This window comes from Acuticoccus sp. MNP-M23 (assembly GCF_031195445.1).
In the GTDB taxonomy this organism is placed as follows: domain Bacteria; phylum Pseudomonadota; class Alphaproteobacteria; order Rhizobiales; family Amorphaceae; genus Acuticoccus.
The window spans coordinates 2,768,405-2,782,868 of record NZ_CP133480.1; the positions used below are offsets into that span (position 1 = coordinate 2,768,405).

Annotated in this window: 9 protein-coding genes, 1 tRNA gene and 4 pseudogenes; 8 read left to right on the forward strand and 6 right to left on the reverse strand. The window is 63.1% G+C overall.

Features of this window, described 5'->3' with window-relative positions:
- Positions 1–530 precede the first annotated feature (530 nt).
- The 5 genes and pseudogenes from RDV64_RS12800 to RDV64_RS12815 form a co-directional block, all read left to right on the forward strand.
- Positions 531–1,169, forward strand: a pseudogene (locus RDV64_RS12800) (integrase core domain-containing protein).
- A 104-nt stretch (positions 1,170–1,273) separates the two neighbouring features.
- Entirely contained in the window at positions 1,274–1,573 is a 300-nt protein-coding gene (locus tag RDV64_RS12805) for an integrin alpha (protein WP_309195313.1), read from the forward strand.
- Between the two features lie 6 nt (positions 1,574–1,579).
- A pseudogene (locus RDV64_RS23860) lies at positions 1,580–2,032 on the forward strand (hypothetical protein); the annotation flags it as partial.
- A 119-nt stretch (positions 2,033–2,151) separates the two neighbouring features.
- A pseudogene (locus tag RDV64_RS23865) lies at positions 2,152–2,511 on the forward strand (calcium-binding protein); the annotation flags it as partial.
- Between the two features lie 214 nt (positions 2,512–2,725).
- Positions 2,726–4,080, forward strand: a pseudogene (locus RDV64_RS12815) (IS3 family transposase); the annotation flags it as partial.
- 279 nt (positions 4,081–4,359) lie between these two features.
- On the opposite strand, the gene RDV64_RS12820 reads toward RDV64_RS12815, so the two are convergent.
- The 6 genes from RDV64_RS12820 to rfbC all read right to left on the reverse strand — a co-directional run bounded on the left by RDV64_RS12820 (position 4,360) and on the right by rfbC (position 9,297).
- Positions 4,360–4,435: transfer RNA gene (locus RDV64_RS12820), tRNA-Lys, on the reverse strand.
- 66 nt (positions 4,436–4,501) lie between these two features.
- Positions 4,502–4,930 carry a DUF4864 domain-containing protein gene (locus tag RDV64_RS12825; RefSeq protein WP_309195315.1) on the reverse strand — a complete coding sequence of 143 codons (429 nt, stop codon included), beginning with the start codon at positions 4,928–4,930 and terminating at the stop codon, positions 4,502–4,504.
- A gap of 131 nt (positions 4,931–5,061) precedes the next feature.
- Entirely contained in the window at positions 5,062–5,928 is an 867-nt protein-coding gene (gene galU / locus RDV64_RS12830) for a UTP--glucose-1-phosphate uridylyltransferase GalU (protein ID WP_309195316.1), read from the reverse strand.
- Between the two features lie 49 nt (positions 5,929–5,977).
- Positions 5,978–6,775: an ABC transporter permease gene (locus tag RDV64_RS12835; protein ID WP_309195317.1), complete on the reverse strand. Its 798-nt coding sequence runs from the start codon at positions 6,773–6,775 to the stop codon at positions 5,978–5,980.
- A 25-nt stretch (positions 6,776–6,800) separates the two neighbouring features.
- Positions 6,801–8,750: a glycosyltransferase gene (locus RDV64_RS12840; protein ID WP_309195318.1), complete on the reverse strand. Its 1,950-nt coding sequence runs from the start codon at positions 8,748–8,750 to the stop codon at positions 6,801–6,803.
- Positions 8,743–9,297 (reverse strand): dTDP-4-dehydrorhamnose 3,5-epimerase, encoded by a 555-nt coding sequence (gene rfbC / locus RDV64_RS12845; protein ID WP_309195319.1) that lies wholly within the window; start codon positions 9,295–9,297, stop codon positions 8,743–8,745. The genes RDV64_RS12840 and rfbC overlap by 8 nt, the downstream gene beginning before the upstream one ends.
- A gap of 220 nt (positions 9,298–9,517) precedes the next feature.
- Between rfbC and RDV64_RS12850 the strand changes: the two genes are divergently transcribed.
- The 3 genes from RDV64_RS12850 (at position 9,518) to RDV64_RS12860 (ending at position 14,456) form a co-directional block, all read left to right on the forward strand.
- Positions 9,518–10,825 (forward strand): glycosyltransferase family 1 protein, encoded by a 1,308-nt coding sequence (locus RDV64_RS12850; protein ID WP_309195320.1) that lies wholly within the window; start codon positions 9,518–9,520, stop codon positions 10,823–10,825.
- Positions 10,826–10,838: 13 nt separating this feature from the next.
- The gene (eno, locus tag RDV64_RS12855) at positions 10,839–12,119 is read left to right on the forward strand and encodes a phosphopyruvate hydratase (protein ID WP_309195321.1); all 1,281 of its coding nucleotides are present in this window, start codon (positions 10,839–10,841) and stop codon (positions 12,117–12,119) included.
- 102 nt (positions 12,120–12,221) lie between these two features.
- Positions 12,222–14,456 (forward strand): calcium-binding protein, encoded by a 2,235-nt coding sequence (locus RDV64_RS12860; RefSeq protein ID WP_309195322.1) that lies wholly within the window; start codon positions 12,222–12,224, stop codon positions 14,454–14,456.
- The last annotated feature ends 8 nt before the right edge of the window (positions 14,457–14,464 follow it).

Consider the following 14,464-nt stretch of genomic DNA (forward strand, 5'->3'; position numbering starts at 1 on the left):
GCACCTTCAGTGGATGAATTATATTGGATTGCGATCTGATCCATAAAATGCGCAGATAATAGTTTTTCATTATTCAGTTGGTGTTTTATTTATGGATATTTAAGAAAGATCTCTCCAGTATACAATATGACTACTCCTGAATTTCTCTTAGGCATAAAAGAGATATAGAGAATATGTTCGTGTGCGATGGATCTATCAAAGAAGTGAAAACATAAACGCATCGTATAAAGTATTCTTGACGGGATTGCGTTGCGGAAAGCAGTCTACAGCCATTGCCCGCGCCGTGAGCCGAGCTGGCTGCACCCGTCGAATGATCTTCAGCCTTACCTCCCAGCAGTGCGCAATTTCGGTAAGGCGTCGCTCCTCCTCGTCACGCAACGGCTGCGTGTCGGTCGACCGGGCAGGGGCCCGGAGGCGAGCGTGCGAAGCGGTCGTACTTGGTGACGATGATCACGTCTCCGTCCCGCGCCTAGGTGTTTCGTCCCGGACTTTGATGGTGCAGTCTTTTCGCAGGAACGGAAGGATGCGCTGTGGGACGTGTTCTACACGGGAGCGCCACGACGACAGAGGCGATCTGTCGACCAATACAAGATAGTCAAGAGAGCCTGAAGGGTTCTCGCCAAAACGCTACGGGATCAACCAGAAGACCGTCGCCAAATGGAAGAAACGTGGCTCAGGCAAGGACTGGCCGGCGGGGCCACGAGAGGCAAAGTCCACGGTTCTGTCGGCCGAGGACGCGGCGATCGTCGGCGCACTCTGCTGCCGCTGGACGACTGCCTCTATGCGCTCCAGCCGACGATCCCGCACCTCACCCGTTCATCTCTCCACCGCTGCCTCCAGCGCCAACAGATGACGCACATGTTCGCGATGGGGTGCCGCGACCACGGCATCGAGCACCGGTTCACCAAGATTAATCATCCGTGGACCAACGGCCAGGCCCTGCGGATGAACCGGACCATCAAAGACGCCACCGCCAAGCGCTTCCACCACGACGATCAGGAGCAGCTTAGGCGGCACCTCGACGACTTCATCGCCGCCTACAACTACGGCCGTCGTCTCAAGACCCTCAAGGGCCTCACACCTACGAGTTCGTCTGCCAAAGATGGGCAATCGACCCCGACAAATCCAAACTTGATCCAATCCATCAAATCCCGGGACTGAACACCTAGATAGTCGCTGAAAAGCAATATAATGAAGAAAATTACCCTGTCATTTAATGCGTCTGCTATTATTGTTTCGTTCGTGCGCCCCGCGCACGCAAAAGGTTTCGAGTATGAAACTTTCTGATCTCGACAACTTTAACGGCTTCCGTGTCGATGGCGTCGATCCGTCCGACTACAGCGGATACGCAGTCGCCGGCGCGGGCGACATCAATAACGACAGTTTCGACGATGTCATCATCGGAGCCTACAACGCGCGCGGCCTGGAATATGACGAGGCTGGCGCGAGTTATGTCGTCTTCGGTCATGCAGGCGGCTTCCCGTCTTTCTTTTCGCTCAGTGACTTGGATGGCACCAACGGCTTCCGTCCCGATCCGGTCGGCGAATTCGGCCGCAGCGGATTCTCCGCATAGAGTGCGGGGGACCTCAACAACGACGGCATTGGCGACCTCATCATCGGTGAGCCGTGGTCGAGCGGAGGTCGGAGATTCGTCGTCTTCGGCTTTCACCCGCAGGACGCGAGCTTCCTTTACCCCGCGCACCAGGAGGCCGGCTACACCATAGGCATGGTGCTGTCCGGGTTCGGGGGGGGCGGGGTTTCGGATCGTGGCAGGCAACGAGGACGGGTTCTTCGCAATCGACGAGGCGGGCCGAATCTCGCTCACGCCGGCTGGCGCCGCTGGCGCGGCGAACGACTTTCGCGAAACCCCGAATGCTTCCGCTTTGACCGTCAGCAAGGCGATCGCCAGCGGGGAGACGATCGAGAGCAGTGTTGGGATCGACGTCAAGAACCCGTATTATTACTATTCCCCGATGACCGACAGGCCTGCACCGCGCGAAGAGCTGCAACTATTGGGCACGGCGGCCGATGACTATCGCGTGGGAGGGGGGGGGGGCGTAAAAGCGACACGCTCGTCGGCCGAGCCGGGGATGATACGATGTTGGCGGCAGGAGGGACGACGTCATATAAGGTGGCGCAGGAGAGTATCCAATTTATGGCGACGACCATAGTGACGAGCTTTTTGGCAACAAAGGCGCGGATACGATCAAGGGCGGCAACGGAGATGATACGATAAGCGGAGGCCGGGACGCGGATCGCCTTTATGGCGAAGATCGCGCTGACAGGCTCTACGGCGACCACGGCAATGACCCCATTTACGGCGACCGAGGCCCAGATTCACTCTTCGGCGGCGGCCAGAACGACCTTCTGATCGGTGGGTGGGACAACGATGTCCTGCGAGGCGAGCAAGGCGACGACGTCTTGCTCGGCCAGCAGGGCAGCGACAAACTGCTCGGCGGCAGCGGATCTGATACCCTCAGGGGCGGAACCGGCTACGACTTGATCTTCGGCGGGAAAGGCGATGACGTCCTCGACGGCGGTGAAGGTGCCGACGTTTTGAGGTTCGACCGGAACGATGGGCAGGACAAGATCCGCGATCTTGATCCGATCATCGACAACATCAGCCTGCAAGACTTCGACATCGATTTTGACGATCTATGGATCCGCGAACTCCCGCGGGGCGACACGGTCGTCTCCGTGGATAATCTGCGCATCATCCTTGAGGATGTCAGCGCGGCCCAAACCCTCGAACACCAAAAAGCCTGCGGAGCAGGTGGTAAAAGGCATTCGTCGGGCGACCCAGCGCACTTCTCGGCGGAAGACAAGATCCGGATCGTGCTCGACGGCCTATGCGGCGAAGGACACCTTCGCCGAGCTCTGCCGCAAGGAAGGCATTGCCCAGAGCCTGTATCACACCTGGTCGACGGAATTCATGGAGGCGGGCAAACGCCGGCTTGCCGGTGACACCGCCCGTGCCGCTACGACCGACGAGGTGAAGGATCTGCGCCGCGAGCCCAGCGGGCTGAAGGAATGCGCCGCCGACCTGACGCTCGAGAACCGCCTGCTCCGCAAAAGCAGGAGCGCGGATGGGGGCGACGACGCATGAGGTATCCCGGAACCCAGAAACTCGAGATTATCAGGATCGTCGAGCAGTCCCACCTGCCGGCGCGCAAGACGCTGGCGCAATTGGGTATCCCGCGCCAAACTTTCTGCGACTGGTATGACCGCTACGTCGAGAGCGGTCCCGAAGCGCTGGAAGATCGGCCATCGGCACCCGGCCGGGTATGGAACCGTATCCCGGCTGAAATCCATGACCAGATCATCAAGCGCAGCGCTGGAGCAGTCCGACCTGTCGCCCCGGGAGCTGGCGGTGCGGTTCACCGACGAGCAGCGCTACTTCGTGTCGGAAGCAACGGTTTACGGCCTGTTGAAGGCCCGTGATCTGATCACCCGCCCTGCCTGTGTGGTGATCAAGGCCGCGGATCGCTTCCACCCCCGGACCACCCGACCGAACGAGATGTGGCAGACCGATTTCACCTGCTTCAAGATCATCCGCTGGGGCTGGATGTACCTCTCGACCGTGCTCGATGACTTCTCCCGCTGCATCATTGCATGGAAGCTGTGCCGCACGATGCGGGCCGAGGACGTGACCAATATACTGGACACGGCGCTCGCGGCATCGGGCTGCGATCGGGGACACGTGAACCACAGGCCACGCCTGCTGCCAGATAATGGCCTTGCACCATCGCCAGCGATCTCGACAATTACATCGAGGCCCACAAGATGAAGCATGTGCGCGGTGCGCCCTTCCACCCCCAGACCCAGGGCAAGATCGAGCGCTGGCACCAGACCATGAAGAACCGCATCCTGCTGGAAAACGACTTCCTGCCCGGCGACCTCGAATGCCGGTTCGCAGCCTTCGTCGCGCACTACAATGACCGGCGGTCCCACGAGAGCCTGGACAACGTGACACCCGCCGATGCCGACTTCGGCACGGCCGCTACCATCATCAAGCAGCGTGAGAAGATCAAGCGACAGACCATCGAACATCGGCGTTTGCAGCACCGCAAGCTCGCCGCCCAACATCAATCATCAGACGAGGCCGACACTCCGCTTATCTACGCCCCGACCTGCGCCAAATGTTCTGACGACGGACAATCATTCTCAAGATCTGATCTTGCGAAAGGCGGTGGAGCGCACCGTCACCGACCTTCGGGACCGCATTGGTGAGGTTCTCGACCCCGTCACACCCAATGAGGCCCCAGCTCGCTTTCGCGCCGCCGGCTATGACCCGGACCGATCGCGAAACGCTCTAGGAAAGTATGACGCCAGTTTTAAGACTAAGTCATTGAAAGGGTGTGGTGGGCGTGCACGGGCTCGAACCGTGGACCCGCTGATTAAGAGTCAGCTGCTCTACCAACTGAGCTACACGCCCTTGAGAGCCGGGGAAGTAAGCCGGATCGGGCGGCGCGTCAACCGTCGTGCGCCGCTTCTGTGCAATTCATATGCTCTGGCCTGTCGCTTTTTTCAGATAGCAACCGCTGATCTGCCACGAACCGTCTTCTTGCAGGGCAAGGGTGTAGAGCGCGGTCCAGGCCGCGCCTTCGCTGTCGGTCAGAGCGACTTCCTGCGCGAAGTGGGTGGTGTCGATCTCCTGCGTGCGCAGGAACACGGGCGCGCCGGCACCATAGACCGCAGGATAACCGCGGCGCACCATGGTGATGAACCGCTCCGCGCTCGGGAACATCCGTTTGATCTGGGGGGCAGCCAGCGCATAGGCCGCCTCCGCGTCGCCGGCACGGAAGGCGGCCAGCTGCCGCGAAATCGTCTCCTTCACCGCCTGCGGATCGGCGCTGGCCGGCAGAGCCGTGAACAATGCGGAGAGGGCGAATGACGCCGTGAGCGCCAGCGCAACGAACGGTCGTTTCATGACATGCTCCATCTCGGACGGTCCGGGCGAAGCCAGACAGAGGCCACCCGGCGCAGAAACAAAGCGTAGCGCAAGCGGAGGCAGATGGAAGGGCCGCAGCGCCGCAGGGGCGACTGCTGCGGCCGCGGCAGTCATTTCATCAGGTTGGCGGCAAGCTCGCGCAGCTGCGGGCCGAGGTCGTCCCGGTCGAGGCCAAAGGCGACGTTGGCGCCAAGGAAGCCGATCTTCGATCCGCAATCATAGGTCGTGCCGTTGAAGCGCAGCCCCTTGAAGCCTTCGTTCTGCATGAGGCGGAGCATGGAATCGGTAATCTGGATTTCGCCGCCGGCGCCCTTTTCCTGATTCTCAAGCATGCCGAAGATCTTGGGCTGCAGGATGTAGCGGCCGGTGATGATGAGGTTGGACGGCGCGGTGCCGGCCTTGGGCTTTTCCACCATGCCGGTCACGTCGAAGACGTCGCCGGAACCGTCGATCTCGACGACACCGTACTGATCGGTGCTTTCTTCCGGCACCTCTTCGACGGCAATCACGTTGCCGCCATGCTCGTTGTAGACGTCCATCATCTGGGCCATGCAGCCGCGCTCGGCCTTGATGATGACGTCAGGCAGGAGGAGGGCGAAGGGCTCGTCGCCCACCAGATGGCGGGCGCACCACACCGCGTGGCCAAGGCCGAGAGGCGCCTGCTGGCGTGTGAACGACACATTGCCGGCCTCCGGCAACTCGCGCCGCAGGTGTTCCAGCGGGCCGGTCTTGCCGCGCTTTTCCAGCGTGTCTTCCAGCTCGAAGGCGTGATCGAAGTGGTCTTCGATCACACCCTTGTTGCGGCCGGTGACGAAAATGAACTGCTCGATCCCGGCCTCGCGGGCTTCGTCGACCACGTACTGCAGAACGGGACGGTCGACCACCGTCAGCATTTCCTTCGGCATTGCCTTGGTGGCGGGGAGGAACCGTGTCCCAAGCCCCGCAACCGGGAGGACCGCCTTGCGCACAGGCTTCATGTGACGCGTCTCCAATATTTTATTGGCATCCCGGCATTTATGCGGGGCGCTATTGCTTCACGTTTAGAAGCCTGTAGCGGAACGTTCGTTCCAGAAGCAACCCTAAAACAAGGGCGCCGATCACCCAGCTGAAATAGTATGCCGGGCTGAAGAAGCCGCTGTTGTAGTCTTCGAAGTATACGCTTCGGACAAATTCAGTAGAATGCAGGATCGGATTGTAGAACAAAATCTTCTGAACGCTGAGCGGCATCGATTCTGCCGTGTAGAACATGCCTGAGCAGATGGCGAGCGGCATTGTAACCGTCGACCAGATCACCCCCCAGAACTTGAACCAGGTTTTGATCACGGCGTTGAGCGATGCAAATCCAAGCGCGATGAACGAGTTGCAGACAGGCGCTGCCAGCGACAGCATGAGGTTCTGCGGCCACGGCGCATCGTAAACGACACAGAAAAACACGGTCATGCCCAGGAACAGGGAGATCATCACCAGGGTGTTGGTGAAGATCCCGCTGACCATCAAATCGATGGGGCGAACATGCGGCAGGCCGAGCACGCGGCGCAGCCTCATGTAGCCTTGCTCCCCGGCCATCTGGCCCTGCTTGAACACGTTGATGGCGATGATGCCGGTCATGAAAAACAGCATCAGATAGTCACCGGCCTGCGGCACGCGCATGCGGATGGTGCTGAAGACGAGGGTCATCATCAGGATCATCGCCAACGGTTCGATCAGGCTGGAAAACACGCCGAGCGGGGATTCCCGGGTCTTCAGCTGCAGGAGACGCGTCGCCACGGTCCAGATGATCCGCGATTGTGCGACGAATGTCCCCGAAAGTGTCGTCGTTGCCATACAGGTCTTTCAAACAATCGAGCGGTCAGACAGTTTTCAGAAAGTCCGCCTCGAGTGGATCACACGCCGCGGGGTAACACGGGTCGTTGTCAAGCCATGCGGCCCAGTCCTCGCGGAACCGGTCGGCCTCCACGGCGCGCTCCATCCGCCAGACGGGTCCGCCGCGGGCAAACGGGTTGTCTGTCTGCCGTGGGCCGATGGAGATGGACTCGTGATGAACGGCGCGGGCCGTTCCCACCAGAACGCTGCTTAAGCCAAGGCGCCGGGCCCGGAGGCAAAGGTCGACGTCGTTGTAAAGGACGGGATAGCGCTCTGCGCGAAATCCGCCAAGTGTTTCGAACAGGGAACGGGAAACCCCGAGCAGCGCGCCGGTGACCGCAACGGTTTCGGTGACACGGTTGCGGCGACCGGCGTAGCCCGCGCTGCGACCGGGGGCAAAGCGTTCCGTGTGCCGCACGCGGGCCTCGCCAGCCAGCGTGATGCCGGCGTGCTGGACCCGCCCGTCAGGGTAGTGGAGCAGCGCACCCGCCACGCCCACGGCGGGGTTGCGCAGGGCGCTCACCATGGCGCGCAGCCAGCCGGGGTCGGTGAATTCCAGATCGTTGTTGGCGAAGATCAGGAGATCTCCCCGGCTTGCAGCGGCGCCAAGGTTGCTGAGGGCGGCGAAATTGAAAGGGCGCCTGTCGCGCAAAACTGTCATGCCGCGCGCTTCGGCCTTTGCCAGCGCGTCGAGGGCTGCCGGGTCGGTGGTTCCGTTGTCCACCAGCACCACGTCGAGTGCCGGCCAGTCAGTCTGCGCAATGGTTTCGAGGTAGCGCTGGATGTGGTGCGGTGCGTCGCGCGTTGCGGTTACGACCGAGACTGTCGGCGTTTCGGCTATTGCGGTGGCTGTCGGGGGTGGCGGCGAGGCTGGCGTTTCGGCAGGGGCCTTATCCGCTGCGCCAGATTGTTGAATGTGGCGCCTTTCCCGCCAGGCAGTCTCACCCGCCCCGCGCAGAGCCTTGCGCAATGCCCCGTCGCGGCCGGGGCCAGTGTCCAGCCAGTGGTCCACCAGCCGGCCGGCTTGGCGCCGCGCGGCAGAAAGCCCGTCCCTGCCGAGCGAAAGCACGCGGACTGCCGGGGGGACGGGCCGGATGGTAAGCGCATGGATTGCAACACCGCCGCGCTCCTGCCGCGGCTGGAGCACCAGTTCCTGCACCGGCTGCGTCAGCGTGATCTCGGCCCGGTAGCGAGCCCCGGTGCGGCGGCGGAAGCGGCCGAGCGGATGGTCATTGGGCTCAGCATTCGCCGCAAACAGAAAAGGCGCGACCCAGGCAATTGTGTCACCGCCCGTAAAATCGGCCTCGAAGCGGACGCGGCCGGGCCCGATCGGCGTATCGAAAGACAGGCTGAGCGCACCACCTGGCGCCATCTCCAGGAAATGACCGTCGAACCCTATGCCCTCATATCGGCCGATGCGCACCGAAGGAGGCCAGCCCGGCAGTGCCGCCTGCGTCGAACTGCCGCCATGCGGGGCAAGGGCGGACCGCTGGGTGTGGGGGAGGCGAAGCGGGCCGACCTGCCAATCGGGCAGGAGCGGCTCCCAGGGCGGGGCCGGCGCTACCTCAAACCGGCTCACCTGAAGCCGGGTGCTGCCCTGGGGCATCAGACGCATGGCGCGAAGCGGCGCATCCAGCGTGAACACCGCCTCCAGCGCCCAGCCGACGCCGCGCATCGGGAGCGGAACCCAGCCGGCCGCAGTCTCCACCTCGACCCGGACGGCCGCTTCCTTTGCGTCCAGCGTATGGATGGCCACCGCCTCGAGTGCCAGCGACAGGCGATATGTGCCGCGGGGCAAGTCGAGACAGACCGTCAGCCACGCTGCGTCCGTCGGGAACACCAGCGTGGCGCCTGCAATCTCGATCAGCGGGTCAAGGAGGGGCGGTTCGGGGAAAGCGTCGAGGGCGTGCGCGGGAGGGGCCGTCTTCTCAGTCAAAGATGGCGGGAAGGTCGGCAAGGCGGCCGAGGGTGAGGTCCTTGTCGGAGAGGATGACATCGGATTGCGGGACGCCCCAGTCGATCGCGAGATCGGGATCGTCGAAACGAATACCGCCCTCGCTGGCCTTATCGTAGAATCCATCGACCTTGTAGCACACCACGGTGTCCGGCTCGCGCGTCACGAATGCGTGCGCAAACCCCTGCGGCACGAGAAGCTGCGTCCCGTTTTCTGCAGAGAGTTCGGCACCGACCCATTTGCCGTATGTGGGCGAGCTGCGACGAATATCGACCGCGAAGTCGTGGATCCGGCCTTGCGCGACCCGCACCAGCTTGGCCTGGGCGAAGGGCGGGGCTTGAAAATGCAGCCCGCGAATGGTCCCGACAGAGCGCGAAAGGCTTTGATTATCCTGGACAAATTCCATATCCACCCCTTCCGCTGCGAGGGTCTTCCTGTTCCATGTTTCTTCGAACCAGCCGCGGTCGTCCCCGAAGCGGCGTGGTTGAATTAGCAACACTTCAGGAATTTCGAGTGGTGTGATGGTCAACTGGGTTCCCCTGCAGGTTGGGTTTTTTTCACAGACGCGTGTATGACGCTTCTGCCTATTCGGTAAAGCAGGGTCGTTGCGTGTGAACCGTCCGTTAGTCCTCTTTGATTTGACGCGCCTTTTGAGCGCGACAGGCCGTGCTGCTCCAACGGGCATCGAGCGCGTAGAGTTCCATTATGCTAAATGGTTGACTTCGTTATCTGATATTGAAGTTAAGTTCGTGGCGACCCTGTCGTCGTCCATCCGCCTCGTGCCCGATGCGTCGGTCAATGCATTTCTCGAGCGTCAGTCGCGGACGTGGTCCGAAGGCGCCGAAGGGTTCTCGTCCGGCGTTTCGGTCGACAACATCAGCCGCTTCCTGTCCGGGCGCGGTGCGCCGCCGGCGCCGAAACTCGGGCACCTTTCGCCCGAAGAACGGCGCCTTCGCCGCAGCGCGCACCGGGCAAAGGCGGAAGGCGCCAACCCCATCGCCTCCTGGGCGCAGCAGATGGCGGCCTCCTTTGCGCACGATCCGCTGCAGCCGGTCCTGCGCCGCGCCGCCAGCGGGCGCCAGTCCGTCATCTACCTGCGTGCATCGGGCGACCGCCTGGAAAACCCGGCTCCGTTCGAGAAGCTGAAGGCTGCGGGCGTGAAGATCGTCGTGATGACCTACGACACGATCCCGCTCGACTTTCCGGAGTTCGTCCGCCCGAAGGCCGCGCAAACTTGTGCCGCCCGCGTCAGCAACATGGCGAGACTGGCCGACGGGATCATCTCGATTTCCCACTACAGCGCCGGGCGTCTCGCACCCTATCTCCAGCCGTTCAATCCGAAGGTGACCGTCGCCCATCTGGGGACCGACGAGCCGAACCTGCCGGCCGGGTGCCCCAGCTTCGCGGGGATGCCGTATTTCCTGGTGATCTCCACCATCGAGGCGCGCAAGAACCACATGCTGCTCCTCAACGTGTGGCGCCGGATGGTGGACGAGATGGGGTCCAGGACGCCAAGGCTCATCATCGCGGGCAAGCGCGGCTGGGAAGCGCAGACGCCGCTGGCCGTGCTGGACCGTGCGCGCGAGCTGCGGCCGTTCGTATACGAGGCGGGCGCCGTCTCCGACCAGACGCTCCATCTCCTCCGCCGCGACGCGACCGCGCTGTTGATGCCCTCTTTCGTGGAAGGCTTCGGTCTGCCGGTCACCGAGGCACTTGCCGTGGACACCCCGGTGATCGCGTCCGACATTCCGGTGTTCCGCGAGATTGCCGGCGAGGCCGCCGAACTCATCGACCCGCTGGACGGGCCGGGCTGGCGCGCGGCCATCTGCGAATATGCAGGCGCGAAGTCAGCACGCCGGGCTGCAGCCCTTGCCCGCGCCCAAGCCTACGCCGCGCCCACCTGGGACGCCCACTTCGACAAGGTGCGCCACTTCCTTGACGAGATGGCCGCCGACACGCCGAGCACGTTTGCACAGCGTGCGCGTCGCCGGGTTCTCGACACCGCGGCCATGGTGGGGCAACGCACAGCCCCTATCGCTCTGACACGACCCCACTGACGGGAGCCTCCCCTTGACTGCCATTATCGACATTGTTGCCCGGGAAATTCTGGACAGCCGCGGCAACCCCACTGTCGAAGTCGACGTTCTGCTCGAGGACGGATCGCTCGGCCGGGCCGCCGTTCCCTCCGGCGCGTCCACCGGCGCCTACGAAGCCGTCGAGAAGCGCGACGGCGGCGACCGCTACAGCGGCAAGGGCGTTCGCGACGCCGTCGACGCCGTCAACGGCGAGCTGTTCGACGCCCTTTCCGGCCTCGAAGCCGAGCGCCAGCGCCACATCGACGAGCTGATGATTTCGCTGGACGGCACCGAAAACAAGGGCCGCCTCGGCGCCAACGCCATCCTCGGCGTCTCGCTGGCTGTTGCCAAGGCGTCGGCCATTGCCGCCGACCTGCCGCTCTACCGCTATGTCGGCGGCGTCAACGCCACCATCCTGCCTGTGCCGATGATGAACATCCTCAACGGCGGCGCCCACGCGGACAACCCGATCGACTTCCAGGAATTCATGGTGATGCCTGTCGGTTATGACAGCTTTGCCGAGGCGCTGCGCGCCGGCGCGGAAATCTTCCACGCGCTGAAGTCCAAGCTCAAGGCCGCCGGGCACAACACCAATGTCGGCGATGAGGGCGGTTTTGCGCCAAACCTGCCGTCCGCCCGCGCTGCGCTCGACTTCGTGATGGAGGCGGGTGCCTCCGCCGGCGTCAACATGGGCACCGACGTGATGATCGCGCTCGACTGCGCCGCCACGGAGTACGTGGCCGACGGCCAGTACCGCCTCGAAGGCGAGCAGCGCACGCTCCAGCCCGCCAAGATGGTCGACTACCTTGCCGAGCTGGTCGACGCCTACCCGATCCTCTCCATCGAGGACGGCATGGGCGAGGACGACTGGGACGGCTGGAAGATGCTGACCGACCGCGTGGGCGACCGCTGCCAGCTGGTCGGCGACGATCTCTTCGTCACCAACTCAAAGCGTCTCGGTCAGGGGATCGACATGGGCGTTGGCAACGCGATCCTCGTCAAGGTCAACCAGATCGGCACGCTGACCGAAACGCTGGATGCCGTCGACATGGCCCACCGGGCAGGCTACCGCGCCGTGATGAGCCACCGCTCGGGCGAAACCGAAGACGTGACCATCGCCGACCTTGCCGTTGCCACCGGCTGCGGCCAGATCAAGACCGGCTCGCTCGCCCGCTCCGACCGGACGGCGAAATACAACCAGCTCCTGCGCATCGAAGAAGCGCTTGGCCCCAGCGCGCGCTACATGGCGCCGGGCTTGCCCCGCAAGCGGGGCTAAACGCACCAACGGGTTGCGCACGCTACACACGGTGCTGTGTAGCGTGGTCCTTCCGACATCAGGCCTGCGCTGTGTTTCAATTCACATCGCGGGCCTTTTTTCATGGATACCGTTCGGATCAGTGGCACGCGCACCGTCTTCGCGTCAGACGTGCCCGGCTACGAGGTCACCGCCAGCTCCACCCATTACATCTTCGACGATACGACCACCATCACGGCGGCTTCGTCCGCGGTGCGCGCCGATTCGCACAACCGGAACACCTACGAGGTGCATGGTTCGCTGACTTCGACCGGATATAGCGCGTTCGATGTCAGCGGGATCGGCCGGAACACGGTCGGCGTCATGAAGGGCGCGCAGATCTCGTCGGCCTCGATCTCTGTCTACATGGCCGGGTCCGCCAACGTTTTCTCCAACGAAGGCACGATCAGCTCCACCTTCGCCAACGCGCTGACATTCACCGGCCAGATCAACGACATTACCAACAGCGGCACCGTGATCGGCCGCACCAACGCGCTGTTCATCGGGGGAAACCGCAACAATGCGGTGAACGACGGCCGGCTGGAGGGAGGCCTGTCCACGGTCTACATCAACGGCCACGAAAACGATCTCGTGAACCGCGGCACGATCACGTCCACGGACGTGGGCATCCGGCTGGTGGGACGGGACACCACGGTCATCAATTACGGGGCGGTCCACGGGACCTATGGCGCGCTGGAGACCAACGGCCTGCGCGGACTGAACTTCGTCAACCGCGGGACCATGTCGGCGGCGGACGATCCCACCGTGAGCCTTGGCACCCAGGAGGGCCAGTCCGCCCGCTTCGTCAACCACGGTGTCATTCATGCGTCCGGCAATGGCGCCGTCGCCCTTGAGGGGGGCGTCGGCAATGAGGTGGTCGGCAATTCGGGGCGGATTGCGGGGCGCGTCGTTCTGGGCGCCGGCAACGACACGCTGCAGAACTACGCCGCGGGGTTTGTCGCCGCACTGGCGGACCTTGGGGCGGGCGATGACCACTTCATCGGGGCCAACCAGCCCGACCGCGCCTTCGGCGGTGCCGGGAACGACCGGCTGTCCGGCGGTGCGAGCCGCGACAGCCTTTATGGCGATAGCGGCAACGACACCATCAGCGGTCAGGACGGGTTCGACGTGCTGATCGGCGGGTACGGCAACGATGTGATCCACGGCGGTTCAGGCGAAGATCTGTTGCAGGGCAATGGCGGCAACGACTTTCTCGTCGGCAATGACGGGAACGACCGGCTGGAGGGCTGGGACGGCGCGGACCGCCTCTACGGCGCGCAGGGGGCGGACCGTCTTGACGGACACAATGGCGACGACCTCCTCAACGGGCAGGCGGGCAACGACCTGCTCTTCGGCGGCTCCGGCAATGATTTCATGCTCGGCGATACCGGCAACGACAGAATGGTTGGCGGCAACGGCGCAGACGCGATGTTTGGCAACCGGGACAGGGACACCATGGAGGGGGGGCAGGGCAACGATACGCTGAATGGCGGTGTCGGCGACGATCTCCTGATTGGCGGCCTCGACCGCGACACCCTCTACGGCTCCGCCGGAAATGACACGCTGGTGGGTGGTCCGGGCGTCGACGAGCTTTTTGGCGACAATTTCAACGACCTGCTGTCCCCCGGTGACGGCGATGACAGCGTCGAAGGTGGTTATGGCAACGACACCGTGGTGGCCAGCAGCGGCAACGACCAGATCGAAGGCGGACCCGGCAACGACCTTCTCTTCGGCGGATCCGGGAACGACACCATCATGGACGACGAGGGCCTCAACACCCTGTGGGGTGGGAGCGGCAGCGATCATCTCTCGGGCGGGAGGCACGCCGACCGGATCCTCGGCGAACTTGGCAACGACCTGTTACTGGGCGGCAGCGGCAATGATGCAATATTCGGCCAGCCCGGTAACGACGTCCTCTACGGCGAGAACGGCTTCGACCAGCTCTACGGCGGCGGCAACAACGACCTTCTGCGGGGCGGCGACCTGAATGACAGACTGTATGGCGGGTTCGGCAGCGACCGCCTGTTCGGCGACAATGGCGCCGACTACCTGAATGGCGGTGGCGGCAACGATGTCTTGTTCGGCGGCTTCGGCAACGACCTTTTCGTCTTCGGCCGAGGCGACGACATCGACCGGATCAAGGACTACAACAGCTGGAACGATACCATTGACCTGCGCGGGCTGAACATCAACCGGGCCCAGCTCATCAACGCGCACAGCCAGAATGGCAGCACGGCGTTGTTCAATTTCGGCGCGGGCGATGTGCTGGCCGTGGAGGGCGCAAATCTCGGCCAGCTCCTGCCGGACATTCTGATCTGACCGTCCGG